The following is an 18128-nucleotide window of genomic DNA, read 5'->3' as shown; positions in this document are numbered from 1 at the left end:
CGAAACTACCGTGCCGCGGCGGGAGGGTTCAGCGCTCGGCGGCCGCGGGGGCCGCCCCGCCGAGGCTCTGGCGCGCCCAGCCGGCGAGGAGGTCGAAGGCGGGCGCGAGGCCGCGGCCCGACGCGGTGAGCCCGTACGAGACCGCGACCGGCGGCCCCGGGTCGACGCTGCGCTCGATCAGCCCGGCGGAGGCGAGCTCGCTGAGCCGGTCCGACAGCATCGAGTCGCTGATCGTGCCGAGCGCCCGGCGCAGCTCGCTGAAGGCGGCGGGGCCCTGGGCGAGCACGCTCAGGATCATCCCGTTCCAGCGCTTCCCGAGCACCTCGAAGGCGCGGACCATCGCGGCGTCGCAGGCGCGCACCTCGTGCTCGGTCACACCGCGATCGTACTCCGGTGCTGCTACGGTTTCCGCTGTCGCTAGGAAAAAACAAGCGACTACGAAACGACTGGGAGGTGGGCCCGTGTCCCTGTTCCGTCTGGACGCCAGCATCCGGATCGACGGCTCCGCGAGCCGCGAGATCGCCGACATCGTCGAGGAGGAGTGGCGCGCCGGCGACCCGGGCGCCGAGGTCGTCAGCCGCCACATCGGCGTCGAGCCGATCCCGGCCACGGCCTGGGCGGACGCGGTCTCCGGCTCCGCGCTGCCCGAGTCCCAGCGCACGGCCGAGCAGTCGGCGGCGACGGCGCTCGCGACCGCGCTCGTCGACGAGCTCGACGACGCGGACGCCCTGCTCTTCGCCGTGCCCCTCTACAACTACGGCGTCTCGCAGCACTTCAAGACGTACGTCGACCTCGTGATCGCCGACCCGCGGATGGCCCCGGGCTCCACGCTGCTCGCGGGCAAGCCCGCCGTGCTCGCCACCGTGCGGGGCGGGAACTACGCCGCGGGCGCGCCCCGCGAGGGCTGGGACCACGCGACGGCGTGGATGCGCCGCATCCTCGGCGACCTGTGGGGCCTGGACCTCCGCGTCGTCGAGCGCGAGCTCACGCTCGTGGGCGTGAACCCGGCCCTCGACCGGTTCACGGCGATCGCCGACGACCTGCGCGAGCAGGCGGAGGCCGCCGCCCGCGAGCACGGCCGCGCCCTGCGGCCGATCCGCCTGGCGGCCTGACCGCCGCCCGGGCCCGCGCCCGGCCGGCGGAGGAGGGAACGGTGGTGCGGCCGCCCTCCGTCGGCCGGAGCGCCGTTCCGCCGAGCGCGGACGGACGCGGATCGGGCCGCTCGCGTGCAGGCGCCGCCGGTAGGATCGGCGGCCATGACGGAGCGCGTCGGCACGGAGCCCTCGGTGTTCACGCGCATCCTGCGCGGGGAGATCCCGAGCGAGATGGTGCTGCAGACCGACGACGTGTTCGTGATCCGCGACATCGCCCCGCAGGCGCCCGTCCACCTGCTCGTGATCCCGAAGACCGACGCCTACGCGGACGTCACCGCGCTGGCGGCCGGGGACCCGAAGCTGCTCGCCTCGATGGTCGAGGCCGCGAAGGTCGCGGCGCAGCGGGCCGGCGCGAGCGACTTCCGCCTGATCTTCAACACGGGCGCCGGCGCGGGGCAGACCGTCTTCCACGTGCACGCCCACGTCCTGGCCGCTCCGCAGGGGCTCGACGAGGGCACGATGACGGGCGGCATGCCCGATGGAGAGGAAGCTTGACCGACTCCGACGACCTCCGTCCGACCGCGGGGCGCACGGCGTCGTCCGTGACCCGCCGCTACCCGGCGGCCGCCTCCGAGACCCGGACGATGTCGGTCGACGGCATCGCGATGGTCCGTCTCCTCGGCCCGCAGGACCGCCTGCTCGGTCAGATCGAGCAGCAGTTCCCGCTGGTCGAGGTGCTCGTGCGCGGCAACGAGGTCACGCTCGACGGCGAGCCCCAGCAGGTCGCCGCCGCGCAGCGCCTCATCGAGGAGCTGCTGCAGATGGTCCGCAACGGCCACGAGCTCGGGCCGGTGGACGTGAACTCCTCCGCCCGCATCCTCGAGGCCGACCGCGACTCGCACCCGTCCGAGCTGCTCGGGCAGGCGATCCTCACCGCCCGCGGCCGGGCGATCCGCCCGAAGACGCTCGGCCAGAAGGCCTACGTCGAGGCGATCGACCACAACACGATCACGTTCGGCATCGGCCCCGCCGGCACCGGCAAGACGTACCTCGCCATGGCGAAGGCCGTGCAGGCGCTCACCCGCAAGCAGGTGAGCCGCATCATCCTGACGCGGCCCGCGGTGGAGGCGGGGGAGCGGCTCGGCTACCTGCCGGGCACCCTGACGGACAAGATCGACCCGTACCTCCGCCCGCTCTACGACGCGCTGAACGAGATGATGGACCCGGAGCTGGTCCCGAAGCTCATGGCGACGTCGACGATCGAGGTCGCGCCCCTCGCCTACATGCGCGGCCGCACCCTGAACGACTCGTTCGTCGTGCTCGACGAGGCGCAGAACACGACGCCCGAGCAGATGAAGATGTTCCTCACCCGGCTCGGCTTCAACTCGAAGATGGTCGTCACCGGCGACATCACGCAGGTCGACCTGCCCGGCAACGTCTCCGGCCTCCGGACCGTGCAGCGGATCGTCGAGGGGATCGACGACATCCACTTCTCGCGGCTCGGCAGCGAGGACGTCGTGCGCCACTCCCTCGTCGGCCGGATCGTGGACGCCTACAGCCGCTACGACGAGGAGCGCCTCGCGGCCGCGGCGGCCCGCCGTCCGGAGCGCGCGAGCAGCGACGAGCCCGGCCGCACGCGGCCGCCGACCGACTACCGGCCGCCGCAGAACCGGGCCGAGCGCCGGGCGGGCGAGCGGGAGCAGGGCCGGCACCGATGAGCGTCGAGCTCAACAACGAGTCCGGCGTCCCGGTCGACGAGGCCGCGATCCAGCGGCTCGTCACCTTCGCGCTCGACCTGCTGCACGTGCACCCGGACGCCGACGTCGCGATCCTCTTCGTCGACGAGGCCGCCATGGAGCAGCTCCACGTGCAGTGGATGGACGAGCCCGGGCCGACCGACGTGCTCAGCTTCCCGATGGACGAGCTGCGGCCCGGCACCGACGACGCCCCGACGCCCGCCGGGCTGCTCGGCGACATCGTCGTGTGCCCGCAGGTGGCGGAGGCGCAGGCGAAGACCGCCGGCCACTCGGTGCTCGAGGAGATCGAGCTGCTGACCGCGCACGGGCTGCTGCACCTCCTCGGCTTCGACCACGCGGAGCCGGAGGACGAGCGGGAGATGTTCGGGGTCCAGCGGGACGTCCTGGTCGGCTTCGCGGTGCAGGAGAAGCAGCAGAGACGGGCATGACGGCCCTCTTCCTCGTCGCCGCCGCGGTCCTCGTCGTGTTCGGCGGCCTCCTCGCGGCCTGCGACGCGGCGATGGTCACGCTGTCGCGGGCGGAGCTGCAGGAGGCCGCGATCCGCGCGCGCTTCCGGCGCTCGCTGCTCGGGATCGCCGCCGACACCGGTGCGCACATCAACGCGGTGAACTTCCTCCGGGTGCTGGCGGAGACCAGCGCCGCGGTGCTCGTGACGCTGGCGTTCGCGGCCGTGGTCGAGAACCCGTGGCTCGTGCTGCTGATCTCCGCGGTCGTGATGACCGCGGTCTCGTTCGTGCTCGTCGGCGCGAGCCCGCGCAGCGTCGGCCGGACGCACCCGCGCGGGCTGCTGCGCACCGCCGCGCCCGTGATCCGCGCGTCCCGCCTCGTGATCGGCCCGCTGGCCGGGGCGCTCGTCTGGCTGGGCAACGTGGTGACGCCCGGTCGCGCCCGCGGGGCCGCGACGTTCACGTCGGAGGAGCAGCTGCTCTCCATGGTCGACGAGGCGACCGAGCTCGACGTGCTCGAGCAGGACGACCGCGAGCTGATCCACTCGATCTTCGAGTGGGGCGACACCGCCGTGCGCGAGGTGATGGTGCCGCGCACCGACATGGTGACCATCGAGGCGACGGCCGAGGCGGACGCGGCGATGCGCCTGCTGCTGAACCGCGCGCTGTCGCGCGTGCCGGTGCGGGCGAAGGACGCGGACGACATCGTCGGCGTCCTCCACCTCCGCGACGTCGCCCGCGTGCTCACGGAGCGGCCGAAGAAGCGCGACGAGCTGCCGACCGCCGCGGAGCTCGCGCGGCCCGTGCTGTTCGTGCCCGACTCGAAGAAGGCGGACGAGACGCTGCGGCAGATGCAGCAGGCGTCGAACCACCTCGCGATGGTGGTCGACGAGTACGGCGGCATCGCCGGCCTCGTCACGCTCGAGGACCTGATCGAGGAGCTCGTCGGCGACATCACCGACGAGTCCGACCGCGAGACGTCGGACAGCACGCAGATCGGCGACGGCCGCTGGCTGGTCTCGGCGCGCATGCAGCTCGACGAGCTCTCCGACCTCCTCGGGTTCGAGGTGGAGGACGAGGACGTCGACTCGGTCGGCGGGCTGCTCACGAAGCGGCTGGACCGCCTCCCGATGCTGGGGGACCGGGTCGAGGTCGACGGCGTGCGGCTCACCGCCGAGCGCATCGAGGGACGGCGCCGCGGGCTCACCCGCGTGACCGTCGAGCGCCTCCGGGACCCGGACGCGGAGGCCGAGGAGGACGCGAAGGTGATGGGCGCATGAGCGAGGGCTACCGGTCGGGGTTCCTGACCTTCGTCGGGCGGCCGAACGTCGGCAAGTCGACGCTCATGAACGCGCTCGTCGGCGAGAAGGTCGCCATCACGTCGCCGAAGCCGCAGACGACGCGGCGCGCGATCCGCGGCATCGTGACCCGGCCGGAGGGGCAGCTCGTCGTCGTGGACACGCCGGGCATGCACCGGCCCCGCACCCTGCTCGGCGAACGGCTGAACGACGTCGTCGCGGCGACGCTCGCCGACGTCGACGTGGTCGGCTTCTGCGTGCCCGCCGGCGAGCCGATCGGGCCGGGCGACCGGTTCCTGCACGGCCGCCTCGACGACGCGCCTCGCGCGAAGCGGATCGCGATCGTCACGAAGATCGACGCGGTGCCCCGGGACCGCGTGGGCGAGCAGCTGCTCGCGGTCAGCGCGCTGGGGGAGTGGGACAGCGTGATCCCCGTCTCCGCGCAGGACGGCATCCAGCTCGACGTGCTCGTGCAGGAGGCGCTGAAGCTGATGCCGGAGGGCCCCGCGCTCTACGGCGAGGAGGCGGTGACCGACGAGTCGCTCGAGCAGCGGATCGCCGAGCTCATCCGCGAGGCCGCCCTCGAGGGCGCCCGCGAGGAGCTGCCGCACTCCCTCGCGGTCACGGTCGACGACGTCGAGGAGGAGGACGGGCTCACCCGGATCTTCGCCAACGTCTGGGTCGAGCGCGACAGCCAGCGGATCATCATGATCGGCCGCAAGGGCGCCCGCCTCAAGGAGGTCGGCACCGCCGCCCGCGCGCAGATCGAGCCCCTGGTCGGCACGAAGGTCTTCCTCTCCCTCCACGTCAAGGTGGCCAAGGAGTGGCAGCGCGACCCGAAGCAGCTGGGCCGCCTCGGCTTCTGACCCTCCCGCCCTTCGCGGATCCGCAGTCCTTACGCGGATCCGCAAGAACCCGACGACACGCCGGGACCGAGGGGTCGCGCAGCGGCGTGTCGCCCGAGAACTGCGGATCCGCGAACGGATCAGGCGCGCGCGTGCTGCCCGGCGAGGAGGGGGAGCAGGCGCCGGACGTGGGTCTCGGGAGCGAACAGGTCCGCGCTCGCCCGCGCGCCCTCGGCGGCCCGTCGGACCGGCTCGAGGTCGAGGGCCAGCTCGACCAGCCGGTCGGCGATCGCCTCGGCGTCGGCACCGGCGGTGAGCAGGCCCGCCCGGTCCAGCCCCTCCGTGAGCCGCGGGTCGGTGTGGAGCACCCCGCGGCCCGCGCGCACCGACTCCACCACCGTCATGGGCTGGTTGTCGAAGCCCTGCGAGGTGAGGGCGGTCAGGTGCGAGTCCGCGATGAGGCGCTGCACCCCGCTGCGGTCGAGGCGCCCGAGCAGCACCGTGCCGGGCACGTCCTCCGCGGCCCGGCGCGCGACCGGCAGCAGCAGCCCGTTCCCCGCTATCGCGACGCGCAGCCGATCCGGTGGCAGCCGGCGCTGCGCGAGGCGGACGCCGGCGAGGAAGGTCAGCGGCCGCTTCTCCGGCACGCACCGCCCGATCCACGCGACCCGGAGGTGGTCGACCTCCGGCAGCGGCGTCGGGGTGCCGGAGCCGTCGTCGCAGTTCGGCAGCACGACCGGGGCGGGCACCCCGAGGCCGGCGAGGTCGGCGGCCTGGTGCGCGGACGGCGAGACGACGACGTCGGCCGCGACGGCGACCGCGAGCGTGTGGTCGAGCAGGGGGTTCGGCGACCGGCGCGGCACCGGACCGGCGACCGAGGCGAGCAGGGCGCGCGCCGCCGGACGGACCGGCGCGGGGAGGCCCGGCCAGTAGGCGGTGTGCACCGTGTGGGTCACGGGCAGCCCGAGCCGCCGAGCGGCCGCGAGCGCGGCGCGGGCGTGCCCGAACTCCGAGTGGAGGTGCACCGCCTCGATCCCGGCCGAGCGCAGGTGCCGGTGCAGCCGGTCGCGCAGCGCGTCGTCGTCGCGGACGAGGGGGAAGTCCAGCAGCGGCAGGCGCCGCCCCTCGGTCCACAGCGCGTCGACGCCCGGCGGCAGCACGGCCCGGCCGCGGGGACGCGGTGCGACGACCAGCACGCCGTGCCCCGCGGCGACCAGGGCGGCCGCCTCGTTCAGCGCGGCGCGCTGCGCACCGCCGACGAGGTCGAGGGAGTAGTCGAGGACGATCGCGATCCGCATGGCCGCAGGCAACCGGTGCGCCGCCGTCGCGGACCGTCGTCCAGCGGCTGACCGCGGTCATCCCCGGGGATGATTCGCGCGCGGAGGGCTCGGTCGCGCGCGGCCCTCGCCCTAGCCTGACGCCGTGCAGCCGACCGACGTCTTCGAGCGCCTCGTGCAGAGCAGCGCCGTACGACTGGCCGTCGCAGCCGGTGCTGCCGTCGTGTGGTTCTTCGCCCTCTGGACTCCGGAGCTCGGCCGCAACGGCGGCCTGGCCTTCGTGTACGGCGTCCCGGCGGTCCTGGTGCTCCTGTGCTGGTGGACCCGCCCTTGGCTCGCCATGGGGCTCTCGGCGCTCGTGCTGCTTCTCGTGCTCTCCGGCGCCGTCAACGGCACCGCCGTCAACGAGGGCGGCGTGCTCGCCTGCGCGACCGCGTGGTTCGCGGTGCTCGGTGCGGCGTCCTCCGGCGATCCTCGGCTCCACTGGGCGGGCGGCCTGTTGGTGGCGGTGGACACCGTCCTGTCCGGAGCCAACAACGGGTTCCCCAGCCTCATCATCGTGCTGCTCCTGGGCGGGGGCGCCCTGCTGCTCGGCTGGGTCCTCCGGCAGCGGCGTTCGGCGGATCGCCTTCGGACCGGTCTCGCGGAGTCGGAGGAGCGCGAGCGGGCGGTCGAGCGGGACGTCGTGATCGAGCAGGAGCGCAACCGCGTCGCCCGGGACGTGCACGATGTCGTCGCCCACTCGCTCGCGGTCGTGATCGCCCAGGCGGACGGCGCCCGGTACGCGGCCGAGAAGGACCCGACCACGGTGGGACCCGCGCTCGAGGCGATCGCGGACACCGCGCGGGACGCGCTCGGTGAGGTGCGCACGCTGCTGCACGAGCTGCGGCACACGCAGCGGGCGACGCCGGCACCGGGGACGAGCGATCTGGACGCGCTGATCGAGGGGTTCCGGCAGCTGGGGCTCGCGGTGGAGGTCGCGCACTACGGGCACCAGCGCGCGCTCGGCGACGCGACCGAGCTCGCCGTGTACCGCGTGGTGCAGGAGTCGTTGACGAACGCCCTGCGGCACGGCGACACCGGGGAGCCCGTGACGGTCGACTTCGACTGGGGCGACCACGCGGTCGCGGTGGTCGTGACGAACGCCCTCGTCGAGGACGGCGTGCCGCAGGTCGAGGGACCGGGCCACGGGATCCCCGGCATGCGCGAGCGGGCCGCGCTCGCGGGCGGCGACTTCACCGTCGGCATCGGCACCCGCGGCATGTTCCGGGTCCGCGCGAGCCTGCCCGCCTCGCCGGCTCCCGACGCGCCGACCGCGCTCATGGCCCGTGCCTGACGCCGGCCCCGTCCGGATCCTCCTGGTCGACGACCAGGCGCTCTTCCGCTCCGGTCTCCGCATGCTGCTCGACAGCCAGGACGACCTGGAGGTCGTGGGGGAGGCCGCCGACGGCGAGGAGGGGGTCGCCGCGGCGGCGGCGCTCGACCCGGACGTCGTGCTCATGGACATCCGCATGCCCCGGGTCGACGGCGTCACCGCGACCGAGCGGCTCGCGGAGCGCGGCGTCCGGCCGAAGGTGCTCGTGCTCACGACGTTCGACCTCGACGAGGCGGCCGCACGGGCGCTGCGCGCCGGCGCCTCCGGCTTCGTGCTGAAGGACGCGAAGCCGGAGTTCCTGCTCGCCGCGGTGCGGACGGTGCACGCCGGCGCCGCGGTCATCGCACCCGCCGCGATCGGCCACCTCCTCGACACGTTCGGCAGCGGCCGGGTCCGGCGCGACGACGAGCTCGCCGTGCTGAGCCCGCGCGAGCGGGAGATCTACGACCTCGCCGGCAAGGGGCTCTCGAACGCGGAGATCGCGGCGCACGAGTACGTCAGCGAGGCGACCGTGAAGACGCACGTCTCCCGCATCCTGGCCAAGCTGGGGCTCCGCGACCGCGTGCAGCTCGTCGTGCACTGGCACGCCGGCTGACCCCTTCGCGGATCCGCAAGAACTCCGCGACACGCCGCCCCGAGGGCTTCATCAAGCGGCGTGTCGGGCAGGAACTGCGGATCCGCGAGCGAAATGCGGATCCGCGAGACTCCCCGGGGCGCGTCGGGGACCGGGTGGTACCGTGACCGCGTGCTGACGGCGCTCCTCCTCCTTCGCTGCCGCGACGAGGCCTAACCCTCCAGGCCCTCCTCGTCGCGGAGTCCTCGCGTTGGCCGCCCCAGACGAGCAGAAGGAATCGCCCACCATGCAGAACCGGCAGCAGCCGTCCCCGATGCCGATCCACCGGTACCGCCCCTACCTCGACCAGTTCCGGGTCGACCTGCCCGACCGCACCTGGCCGACGAAGCGGATCACGACCGCGCCGCGCTGGTGCGCCGTCGACCTGCGCGACGGCAACCAGGCGCTCATCGACCCGATGAGCCCCGAGCGCAAGCGCATCATGTTCGACCTCCTCGTGCAGATGGGCTACAAGGAGATCGAGGTCGGCTTCCCCTCCGCGAGCCAGACCGACTTCGACTTCGTCCGCAGCCTGATCGACGAGGGCGCGATCCCGGACGACGTCACGATCCAGGTGCTGACGCAGGCTCGCGAGCACCTGATCGCCCGCACCTACGAGTCGATCCGGGGCGCCAGGCAGGCGATCGTGCACCTCTACAACTCGACGAGCGTGCTGCAGCGCGACGTCGTGTTCCGCACGGACCGCCAGGGGATCATCGACATCGCCGTGGAGGGCGCGCGGCTCTGCAAGCGGTACGAGGAGACGGTGCCGGAGACGACCGTCTACTACGAGTACTCGCCGGAGTCCTACACGGGCACCGAGGTCGAGTTCGCCGCCGAGGTCTGCAACCGGGTGATGGAGGTCTTCGTCCCGACCGCGGAGCGGAACGTCATCATCAACCTGCCCGCCACCGTCGAGATGGCGACGCCGAACGTCTACGCCGACTCGATCGAGTGGATGAACCGGCACCTCGAGCACCGCGAGCACGTGATCCTCTCCCTGCACCCGCACAACGACCGCGGCACCGCGATCGCGGCGGCCGAGCTCGGCTACCTGGCCGGCGCGGACCGCATCGAGGGCTGCCTCTTCGGCAACGGGGAGCGGACCGGCAACGTCGACCTGGTCGCGCTCGGGATCAACCTGTTCACGCAGGGCATCGACCCGCAGATCGACTTCTCCGACCTCGACCGCATCCGCGCGACCGCGGAGCACTGCAACCAGCTGCGGGTGCACGAGCGCAGCCCGTGGGCCGGCGACCTCGTCTACACGGCGTTCTCCGGCAGCCACCAGGACGCGATCAAGAAGGGCTTCGAGGCGATGGCCGCGGAGGCCGAGCGCACCGGCCGGCCCGTCGAGGAGCTCGAGTGGGCGGTCCCGTACCTGCCCGTCGACCCGAAGGACCTCGGCCGCAGCTACGAGGCGGTCATCCGCGTCAACTCGCAGTCCGGCAAGGGCGGCGTCGCCTATCTGCTGAAGAACGACCACGCGCTCGACCTGCCCCGCAAGCTGCAGATCGAGTTCTCGGGCGTCGTGCAGGCGAAGACCGACGCGGAGGGCGGCGAGGTCACCAGCGAGGAGATCTGGACCGCGTTCCAGGACGAGTACCTGCCGCACCCCGACCCGTCCGAGAAGTGGGGCCGCTTCGAGGTGCTGCGCACCCGCACGTCGAGCGAGCTCGACGGGGAGGTGGACCTCGGCGTGCGCCTGCGGATCGCCGAGGACGTGCAGGACGTGACCGCCCGCGGCAACGGCCCGATCGACGCCTTCCTGCGCGTGATGGGGGAGCAGGGCTTCCGCATCTCCCTCTACGACTACGTCGAGCACGCGCTCAGCGCCGGCGGCGACGCGAAGGCGGCCGCCTACGTCGACCTGGAGGTCAACGGCGTGCGCCTGTGGGGCGTCGGCATCGACGCGGACATCGCGACCGCGTCGCTGAAGGCCATCGTCTCCTCCGTCAACCGCGCCGTGCGGGCCGAGGTGGAGCAGCTCGCCCTCGCCTGATCGGGCCCGTCGACGACGGCCGTCCTCCCGTGCTGCGGCACCGGAGGGCGGCCGTCACGTCCTCGTGGGCCGCGAATGCGGACGGGTGCCATTGCTTTCCCGGGGAATTCCGCGGAACATCGCCGTGATCTGTTCGTTATCGGCGAACCGAGGCCTTCTCGTAGGAAACATTCCGTGAACGCTCCTGGCGTGCCGTGACCCCGTGCGGCACCCTTGCCGCATGACGCTCACGACTTCGACCCTCGATTCCGTCATCGTCATCTGGCACGTCGCGGTGAACAACGGGGACGGCGCGACAGCGGCCGCCGCATGCACCGAGGACGTCGTGGTCGCGGGGCCCAAGGGCGAGTCCACCGGTCGCGACGAGATGATCAGATGGGTGGAGACGGCGGGGGTGCGGCTGATGCCGCGCGACTGCTACGACGTCCCGGGCGGCATCGTCGTCGCCCAGGACGCGACCTGGAACAGCGACGCGACGCGCACGCCGCTGACCGTGTACTCGACCTTCGGCCTGCGGGAGGGCTCGATCTCGAGCATCCACCGCTTCGCGTCCCTGGAGGAGGCGCGCGCCTTCCCGCTCGCCGCAGCGGCCTGATCCGCGGCCGGCCGGGGCGCAGCAGCGCGGCTGCGCCCCGGCCGACGCCTCAGAAGCGGTCGCGGCTCGCGGTCGGGTCGGTCGTGCGGGGCCGGTCGGCGTCCTGCGTGCCGACGCGGTCGTCCGCGGCGTCGCGCGCCTTCCGGATCTTGTCCGTGTGCTTGCCGCCCGTCGCCTTGTCGGCGGCGCCGGCCGCGGCGTCGAGCACCTGGTCGCTGACCTTCTCGCCCTGCTCGCTGTTCAGGAACTTCTTCGCCTGGTCGAACAGCCCTGCCATCGGGTCCTCCTCGTCGTCGGGACTCCTGGCTACCGCGCGCGGCTGGGAGTCCGCATCCGTGCGTCGGTGGGGGCTGCGAGAATCGACCGATGCCGACCTACCGTGACGAAGCCGTCGTGCTCCGCACCCATCAGCTGGGGGAGGCGGACCGCATCATCACGATGCTCGGCAGGAACCGCGGCAAGATCCGTGCGGTCGCGAAGGGCGTGCGGCGCACCTCGAGCCGCTTCGGATCGCACGTCGAGCCGTTCATGGTCGTCGACCTGCAGTGCTACGAGGGCCGCAGCCTCGACGTGATCCAGCAGGCGGAGTCCCTCGGCACGTACGGCGCGTCGATCGCCGCCGACTACGCGAGCTTCACGGCCGCGAACGTGATCGTGGAGACCGCGGACCGGCTCACCGACGAGCCGTCGCTGCAGCAGTACCTGCTGCTCGTGGGGGCGCTGCGGGCGCTGTCCCGAGCGGAGCACGGGGCGTCGCTCATCCTCGACTCCTACCTCCTCCGGGCGCTGTCCATCGCGGGGTGGGCGCCGACCTTCGGCGACTGCGCCGTCACGGGCGCCCCCGGGCCGCACACCGCGTTCGTCGCGCAGCTCGGCGGCGTCGTCGCGGACGAGGTCGCCCCGCCCGGCGCCCCGCGGCTCACCGAGGACACGATCGAGCTGCTCGGCGCCCTCCTGACCGGGAACTGGGCCCTGGCGGACGCGGCCGGCACGTCCACGCGGGGGCAGGCGTCCGGCGTCATCGCGGCGTACGTGCAGTGGCACCTGGAGCGCGGGCTGAAGTCCCTGAACCACCTCGACCGGGCCGTCACCGCCCCTGCCGCCCGGGGTGCGAGCGCGGCGGGCCTCGGGGTCGGCGCCTGATGGCGCGGGTGCAGCTCGACCCGATCCGACCCGTCGACTGGACGCACGAGTACCCGGAGCCGTTCGCGAAGGTGCCGGAGCACGTCGCGGTCGTCATGGACGGCAACGGCCGGTGGGCCAACCGGCGCGGGCTCCCGCGCATCGAGGGCCACCGCGCGGGCGAGGCCGCCCTGCTCGACGTCGTGGCGGGTGCGCTGCAGGCGGGCGTGAAGCACCTCTCCGCGTACGCCTTCTCCACCGAGAACTGGACGCGCTCGCCCGACGAGGTGCGGTTCATCCTCGGCTTCAACCGCGAGGTGCTGCGCCGCCGCCGCGAGCAGCTGAACGAGTGGGGCGTGCGGATCCGCTGGGCCGGCCGCACGCCGCGGCTCTGGCGCACCGTGATCGGCGACCTCCGCGCCGCCGAGGACCTGACCCGCGACAACCGCACGCTCACGCTGACGATGTGCATCAACTACGGCGGCCGCGTCGAGATCCAGGACGCGGTGCGGCAGGTGGCGCAGGAGGTCGCCGCGGGGCGGCTCAAGCCGAGCGCGATCACCGAGAAGACGATCGCCCGGCACCTGTACCTGCCCGACATGCCCGACGTCGACCTGTTCGTGCGGTCGTCGGGGGAGCAGCGGACCTCGAACTTCCTGCTCTGGCAGTCCGCCTACGCCGAGATGGTGTTCCAGGACACGCTCTGGCCGGACTACCGCCGGACCCACCTGTGGGACGCGATCGCGCAGTACAACGCCCGCGACCGCCGCTTCGGGGGCGCGGTCGACGCGCCCTCCGCCTGACCGCGGGTCGCACGGGCTCGCGCGGGCTCGCGCGGTCGCCGCGGCGTCGCGCGGTCCGCACGCCGACCGCGCGGCGCCAGGGCTACCGCGCGTCGCGCCGCAGGAGGGCGAGCAGGCGCTCGGCGTCCCGGCGCGAGCGCACCTGCACCACGGGCAGCGCCGGGTTGACCGCCTTCGCGCCGCGCACCCAGCCCTCCGCGTCGCGGAGGGTCTTGATCGACCAGCGGACGATGTGGTCCGGATCGGTGAAGAAGGTCAGCAGCGACGCCTCGACGTTCCCGTTCCAGAGCGCCTCCCGCCGCAGCCGCCGCAGCACCGTGCGCCGCACGACCCGCTGCAGCACGACGGCGGCCGGCGGGCGCAGCCACACGAGCAGGTCCGCGCGCGACGCGAGCAGCGGCCGCACGCGCGCGTACTGGAACTCCGTGACCCAGGCGTCCCCAGCCACGAGCGCCGCGACCTCGTCGTCGAAGCCGGGGTTCGGCGTCCACCCCGCGTGCCAGTGCAGCGCGTCGAGCTCGGTGTGGGTCACGCCCGCCGCGACCGCGATCCGCCGGGCCAGCGTCGTCTTGCCGGACCCCGAGGGGCCCGCGACGAGGATCCGACGAGCCCGCACCCGCCCATCCTCCTCCGACGCCCGCCCGCAGCGGATTCCGAGGCGTCGTCCCTACCGTGACGCGCATCGCGGCCGGCGGGACCCAGCCGCCCGCCCGGGCGGCACGTCGGCGCGGGGACGGGGACGGGCTCGTGATGGAGACGACGACGCGGATGATGCACGACATGGTCGTGCCGACCGACACGGGCATGGACATGCGCCTGCTGCAGGAGGCGATCGACGCCTGCTCGATGTGCATGCAGGCCTGCACGATGTGCTCGGACGCGATGGGCGGCATGGCGGGCATGGACACCTGCGCCTCGCGCTGCGCGACCTGCGCCGACGTCTGCACGACGACGATGCGCATGATGATGCGGCCTGCCGGCATGGACCGCACGGCGATGGTCGCGATGCTCGAGGCCTGCATCGCGATGTGCGCGGCGTGCATGGCCGAGTGCCGGATGCACGCCGAGAGCAGCGCCACGTGCGCGATGTGCGCCGACGCCTGCGAGGCGTGCGACGCCGCGTGCAGCGCGCTGCTCGCGTCGATGACGGCGGACGCCGCCTGAGGCGTCAGCGCGCGGCGACGTTCAGCCGGTGCTCGCCGGCCGCGAGCACGCCGTAGCGCTCGTGCACCGACACCAGCGACCCGGGGACGAGGAGGTCCCGGCGGTCGACGTGGTGCCAGAGCCGCAGCGCGGAGCCGTCGGACCAGCGGCGGAGCTCGATCGCGCCGTCGTGCCGGGACCGCTCGACGACCGCGTCCGACCAGCCCTCCGGGTGGAGGTGGGCGAGCCGGAGGTGGAGCAGCGTGACGGCGTGACCCGGGCGGTCGTCGATGCACATCGCGCCCTGCTCGCACGCCTCGACGGCCTGCTGCGGGTGCGTGCGGTGCGACATCGTCCACTCCTGAATCGCCGGACCGCCCGGCGGTCCCGTCACGGTAGGTGGGCCGGAGCGGGCGCACCACGGCAGCGGTCACGGGGCGTAGCACTGCGCCGCCCCGGTCCGGGGGTGGCGGCCTCCGCGGCTCGATAGGCTTCCGGTTCGACATGAGGGCCCCGCAGCCGGCGAGGCCCCGGACGGGAGAACCGTGGCAGCCACCTCGCTCGACAGCGTCATCGCCCTCGCCAAGCGGCGGGGCTTCGTCTTCCAGGCGGGTGAGATCTACGGCGGCTCCCGCTCCGCCTGGGACTACGGCCCCCTCGGTGCGGAGCTGAAGGAGAACATCAAGCGCCAGTGGTGGCGCACGATGGTCCGCGGCCGCGAGGACGTCGTCGGCATCGACTCATCCGTGATCCTGCCGCGGCGGGTGTGGGAGGCGTCCGGCCACGTCGAGGTGTTCTCGGACCCGCTCGTCGAGAGCCTCCACACGCACAAGCGCTACCGCGCCGACCACCTCATCGAGGCGTACGAGGCGAAGCACGGCCACCCGCCGGAGAACGGCCTCGCGGACATCCGCGACCCCGAGACCGGCCAGCCCGGCGCCTGGACGGAGCCGCGCGCCTTCTCCGGCCTCATGAAGACGTTCCTCGGCCCCGTCGACGACGAGGCCGGGCTGCACTACCTGCGGCCCGAGACCGCGCAGGGCATCTTCGTGAACTTCGCGAACGTGCTGCAGTCCGCCCGCATGAAGCCGCCGTTCGGCATCGGCCAGATCGGCAAGAGCTTCCGCAACGAGATCACGCCCGGGAACTTCATCTTCCGCACCCGCGAGTTCGAGCAGATGGAGATGGAGTTCTTCGTCCAGCCCGGCACCGACGAGGAGTGGCACGAGTACTGGATCGGCGAGCGGCACCGCTGGTACACCGACCTCGGGATCAAGCCGGAGAACCTCCGCCTCTACGAGCACGCGAAGGAGAAGCTCTCCCACTACTCGAAGCGGACCGTCGACATCGAGTACCGGTTCGGCTTCACCGGTGGCGAGTGGGGCGAGCTCGAGGGCATCGCGAACCGCACCGACTACGACCTCAGCACCCACTCGAAGGCGTCCGGCACGGACCTCAGCTTCTTCGACCAGGGCGCGGGGGAGCGGTGGACGCCGTACGTCATCGAGCCCGCGGCGGGCGTCACGCGGTCGCTGATGGCGTTCCTCGTCGACGCGTACTCGGAGGACGAGGCGCCGAACACGAAGGGCGGCGTCGACAAGCGCACCGTGCTCCGGCTCGACCCGCGCCTCGCGCCGGTCAAGGCCGCCGTGCTGCCGCTCAGCCGCAACGAGCGGCTGTCGCCGCTCGCGAAGCAGGTCGCGGCGGACCTCCGGCAGGACTGGAACGTCGAGTTCGACGACGCCGGCGCGATCGGCCGCCGCTACCGCCGGCAGGACGAGATCGGCACGCCGTTCTGCATCACGGTCGACTTCGACTCCCTCGACGACCAGTCGGTCACGGTGCGCGGCCGGGACACGATGCAGCAGGACCGGGTGAGCCTCGACAGGCTGCACGGCTTCCTCGCGTCGGCCCTCGTCGGCGCCTGACCCGGCTGCGACGAGCACTGCCATGACCCCGGAGGCGGTGGCGCACGTCTCGCCGCCGCTCCCGGGGCGCGCCGTCATCCGGCAGCACTGGGCGGACGCCGTGTTCCTGCACTGGCGGGTCGACCCCGCCGAGGTCGCGCCGTGGCTCCCGCAGGGCACGCGGCCCGACACGACGCCGGACGGCGCCTCGTGGGTCGGGCTGATCCCGTTCCGGCTGGAGCGGTCGGCGTTCCCGCCGCTGCCGCCGGTGCCGTGGCTCGGCACGTTCCTCGAGACGAACGTCCGCCTCTACGCCGTCGACGAGCGGGGCCGACGGAGCGTGGTGTTCCGCAGCCTCGACGCGCAGCACCTGCTGCCCGTGCTGGCCGCCCGGATCGGGCTCGGCCTGCCGTACCGGTGGGCGCGGATGCGGGGCGAGCGGCTCGGGCCCGTGCTGCGGTACGCGTCGGAGCGCATCGAGGGCGCGACGCGGCCCCGCACTCGCATCGCGGTCCGCCGCTCGGCGGAGCGGGTGGAGGGCGACCCGGTCGCCGACTTCCTCACCGCCCGCTGGGCGATGCACGTCGCGCGTTCCGGCGGGACGCGGTACTGGCGCAACGAGCACGAGCCCTGGCCGCTGTTCCGCGGCGAGCTGCTCGAGCTGCGCGACGAGCTGCTCGCGGACGCGGGGTTCCCCGGGCTCGCCGACCGCGCGCCCGACTCGGTGCTGGTCTCCCCGGGCGTGAGCACGCGGTTCTCCGCGCCCGTGCCGTGACCGGCGCCGAGCGCTGGGACGTCGTCGTGGTCGGCGCCGGCCCCGCGGGATCGAGCGCCGCCCGGGCGGCGGCCGAGCGCGGCGGGCGCGCGCTGCTCGTCGACGCCGCCCGCTTCCCGCGGTACAAGACCTGCGGGGGCGGTCTCATCGGCACCTCGCTCGACGCCCTGCCGCCGTCGGCGCTCGGCGCGGTCGAGACCCGCGTGACGACCGCGTCCTTCGCGCTGCGCGGCGGCCGCGCTCGCCGCGTGCGGGCGACCCGACCGTTCCTCGCCCTCGCGCGCCGCGAGGTGCTGGACCAGGCCCTCGTGGACGCCGCGGTCGCCGCGGGCGCGGAGTTCCGCGACCACGTGCGCGTCACCCGGCTCGAGGACACGGCGGACGGCGTGCTCGTGGTCGCCGGCGGCGTCGAGCTCGTGGCCGGCGCGGTCGTCGGGGCCGACGGGTCCTCCGGCGTGGTCGGGCGCCACGTGGGCGTGCGGATCGCGCGCAGCGACCTCGGCCTCGAGGTCGAGCTCGCCGGCACGAAGGCGGACTGGGCCGAGCGCGTCCACCTCGACTGGGGCCGCGACCCGGGCGCGTACGGCTGGGTGTTCCCGAAGGGCGACCGGTTGACCGTCGGCGTGATCCAGCGCAAGGGCGAGGGCGCCGCGACCCGGGCGTACCTCGCGCGGCTCCTCGACGGACTCGGCCTCGCGGACCGCGAGCGACTCCACGACTCGGGCCACCTGACCCGCTGGCGGGAGCCCGGCTCGCCCGTCCGCCGCGGGCGCGTCCTCGTCGCCGGTGACGCCGCCGGTCTCCTGGAGCCCTGGACGCGGGAGGGGATCTCCTTCGCGCTGCGCTCCGGCACCGCGGCCGGCGTCGCGGCGGCCGACGGCGACCTCGACGGGTACGAGCGGTACGTCGCCCGCGAGCTGGAGCCGGAGCAGCGGGCGGGCGCCCGGCTGCTCCGGGTGTTCGAGCGCGCGCCGTGGCTGGTGCACCTGCTGGTCACCAGGACCGGCGCGGGCGCCCGCCGCTTCGTCCGCTTCAGCCGCGGCGAGGCCGGGCTGCGGATCCTCCACCGCTGAGGC

At 73.7% G+C, this 18128-nt stretch carries 21 protein-coding genes; 16 read left to right on the top strand and 5 right to left on the bottom strand.

Going from position 1 to position 18128, the window contains the following annotated elements:
* Nucleotides 1–28 precede the first annotated feature (28 nt).
* Nucleotides 29–376: a winged helix-turn-helix transcriptional regulator gene (locus D1781_RS11950; RefSeq protein ID WP_233551300.1), complete on the bottom strand. Its 348-nt coding sequence runs from the start codon at nucleotides 374–376 to the stop codon at nucleotides 29–31.
* 85 nt (nucleotides 377–461) lie between these two features.
* Between D1781_RS11950 and D1781_RS11945 the strand changes: the two genes are divergently transcribed.
* The 6 genes from D1781_RS11945 to era all read left to right on the top strand — a co-directional run bounded on the left by D1781_RS11945 (nucleotide 462) and on the right by era (nucleotide 5461).
* Nucleotides 462–1112, top strand: coding sequence for an FMN-dependent NADH-azoreductase (locus tag D1781_RS11945; protein ID WP_119482492.1), 651 nt, complete (start codon nucleotides 462–464; stop codon nucleotides 1110–1112).
* Between the two features lie 144 nt (nucleotides 1113–1256).
* The gene (locus D1781_RS11940; protein WP_119482491.1) at nucleotides 1257–1649 is read left to right on the top strand and encodes an HIT domain-containing protein; all 393 of its coding nucleotides are present in this window, start codon (nucleotides 1257–1259) and stop codon (nucleotides 1647–1649) included.
* Between the two features lie 89 nt (nucleotides 1650–1738).
* Nucleotides 1739–2812, top strand: a complete 1074-nt coding sequence (locus D1781_RS11935) for a PhoH family protein (RefSeq protein WP_119483237.1) — start codon at nucleotides 1739–1741, stop codon at nucleotides 2810–2812.
* Nucleotides 2809–3279 carry an rRNA maturation RNase YbeY gene (gene ybeY / locus D1781_RS11930; protein ID WP_119482490.1) on the top strand — a complete coding sequence of 157 codons (471 nt, stop codon included), beginning with the start codon at nucleotides 2809–2811 and terminating at the stop codon, nucleotides 3277–3279. The genes D1781_RS11935 and ybeY overlap by 4 nt, the downstream gene beginning before the upstream one ends.
* The gene (locus D1781_RS11925; protein ID WP_119482489.1) at nucleotides 3276–4577 is read left to right on the top strand and encodes a hemolysin family protein; all 1302 of its coding nucleotides are present in this window, start codon (nucleotides 3276–3278) and stop codon (nucleotides 4575–4577) included. Before ybeY ends, D1781_RS11925 begins: the two co-directional genes overlap by 4 nt.
* On the top strand, nucleotides 4574–5461 hold the full coding sequence (era, locus tag D1781_RS11920; protein WP_119482488.1) for a GTPase Era: 888 nt from the start codon (nucleotides 4574–4576) through the stop codon (nucleotides 5459–5461). Before D1781_RS11925 ends, era begins: the two co-directional genes overlap by 4 nt.
* Before the next feature lie 119 nt (nucleotides 5462–5580).
* Here the strand turns inward: era and D1781_RS11915 are convergent, their stop codons facing one another.
* On the bottom strand, nucleotides 5581–6738 hold the full coding sequence (locus tag D1781_RS11915) for a glycosyltransferase family 4 protein (RefSeq protein ID WP_119482487.1): 1158 nt from the start codon (nucleotides 6736–6738) through the stop codon (nucleotides 5581–5583).
* Between the two features lie 124 nt (nucleotides 6739–6862).
* Here D1781_RS11915 and D1781_RS11910 point away from each other — a divergent pair, with 124 nt between their 5' ends.
* The 4 genes from D1781_RS11910 to D1781_RS11895 all read left to right on the top strand — a co-directional run bounded on the left by D1781_RS11910 (nucleotide 6863) and on the right by D1781_RS11895 (nucleotide 11302).
* Nucleotides 6863–8053 (top strand): sensor histidine kinase, encoded by a 1191-nt coding sequence (locus D1781_RS11910; RefSeq protein WP_119482486.1) that lies wholly within the window; start codon nucleotides 6863–6865, stop codon nucleotides 8051–8053.
* A 61-nt stretch (nucleotides 8054–8114) separates the two neighbouring features.
* Nucleotides 8115–8687 (top strand): response regulator, encoded by a 573-nt coding sequence (locus D1781_RS11905; RefSeq protein ID WP_119483235.1) that lies wholly within the window; start codon nucleotides 8115–8117, stop codon nucleotides 8685–8687.
* A gap of 265 nt (nucleotides 8688–8952) precedes the next feature.
* Nucleotides 8953–10707 (top strand): 2-isopropylmalate synthase, encoded by a 1755-nt coding sequence (leuA, locus tag D1781_RS11900; RefSeq protein ID WP_119482485.1) that lies wholly within the window; start codon nucleotides 8953–8955, stop codon nucleotides 10705–10707.
* 220 nt (nucleotides 10708–10927) lie between these two features.
* Nucleotides 10928–11302 carry a nuclear transport factor 2 family protein gene (locus D1781_RS11895; protein ID WP_119482484.1) on the top strand — a complete coding sequence of 125 codons (375 nt, stop codon included), beginning with the start codon at nucleotides 10928–10930 and terminating at the stop codon, nucleotides 11300–11302.
* A 49-nt stretch (nucleotides 11303–11351) separates the two neighbouring features.
* Here the strand turns inward: D1781_RS11895 and D1781_RS11890 are convergent, their stop codons facing one another.
* A complete protein-coding gene (locus D1781_RS11890) occupies nucleotides 11352–11579 on the bottom strand; it encodes an Rv0909 family putative TA system antitoxin (protein ID WP_119482483.1) in 228 nt (75 codons plus the stop codon).
* Nucleotides 11580–11668: 89 nt separating this feature from the next.
* Here D1781_RS11890 and recO point away from each other — a divergent pair, with 89 nt between their 5' ends.
* Together recO and D1781_RS11880 are read left to right on the top strand one after the other, a co-directional pair.
* Entirely contained in the window at nucleotides 11669–12445 is a 777-nt protein-coding gene (recO, locus tag D1781_RS11885; RefSeq protein WP_119482482.1) for a DNA repair protein RecO, read from the top strand.
* Nucleotides 12445–13227, top strand: coding sequence for an isoprenyl transferase (locus D1781_RS11880; RefSeq protein WP_119482481.1), 783 nt, complete (start codon nucleotides 12445–12447; stop codon nucleotides 13225–13227). Before recO ends, D1781_RS11880 begins: the two co-directional genes overlap by 1 nt.
* Before the next feature lie 82 nt (nucleotides 13228–13309).
* Here D1781_RS11880 and D1781_RS11875 read toward each other — a convergent pair whose 3' ends face one another.
* The gene (locus D1781_RS11875; protein ID WP_119482480.1) at nucleotides 13310–13843 is read right to left on the bottom strand and encodes a P-loop NTPase family protein; all 534 of its coding nucleotides are present in this window, start codon (nucleotides 13841–13843) and stop codon (nucleotides 13310–13312) included.
* A gap of 56 nt (nucleotides 13844–13899) precedes the next feature.
* Here D1781_RS11875 and D1781_RS11870 point away from each other — a divergent pair, with 56 nt between their 5' ends.
* Nucleotides 13900–14391 (top strand): hypothetical protein, encoded by a 492-nt coding sequence (locus D1781_RS11870; RefSeq protein WP_119482479.1) that lies wholly within the window; start codon nucleotides 13900–13902, stop codon nucleotides 14389–14391.
* Between the two features lie 4 nt (nucleotides 14392–14395).
* On the opposite strand, the gene D1781_RS11865 is transcribed toward D1781_RS11870, so the two are convergent.
* Nucleotides 14396–14722: a hypothetical protein gene (locus tag D1781_RS11865; RefSeq protein ID WP_119482478.1), complete on the bottom strand. Its 327-nt coding sequence runs from the start codon at nucleotides 14720–14722 to the stop codon at nucleotides 14396–14398.
* Nucleotides 14723–14915: 193 nt separating this feature from the next.
* Between D1781_RS11865 and D1781_RS11860 the strand changes: the two genes are divergently transcribed.
* Genes D1781_RS11860 through D1781_RS11850 form a run of 3 tightly spaced genes read left to right on the top strand, consistent with a single transcriptional unit; the run spans nucleotide 14916 to nucleotide 18125 of the window.
* Complete coding sequence (locus D1781_RS11860; RefSeq protein WP_119482477.1) at nucleotides 14916–16298, top strand: glycine--tRNA ligase; 1383 nt, start codon at nucleotides 14916–14918, stop codon at nucleotides 16296–16298.
* A gap of 22 nt (nucleotides 16299–16320) precedes the next feature.
* A complete protein-coding gene (locus D1781_RS11855) occupies nucleotides 16321–17052 on the top strand; it encodes a YqjF family protein (RefSeq protein WP_119482476.1) in 732 nt (243 codons plus the stop codon).
* A complete protein-coding gene (locus tag D1781_RS11850; RefSeq protein ID WP_199706575.1) occupies nucleotides 17049–18125 on the top strand; it encodes a geranylgeranyl reductase family protein in 1077 nt (358 codons plus the stop codon). The genes D1781_RS11855 and D1781_RS11850 overlap by 4 nt, the downstream gene beginning before the upstream one ends.
* Nucleotides 18126–18128: the final 3 nt, after the last annotated feature.

Origin of the sequence: Amnibacterium setariae (genome assembly GCF_003581425.1) — a bacterium.
GTDB lineage: Bacteria > Actinomycetota > Actinomycetes > Actinomycetales > Microbacteriaceae > Amnibacterium > Amnibacterium setariae.
Note: the sequence above shows the minus strand (reverse complement) of the source record. Positions and strands in the feature narration are given on the sequence as shown.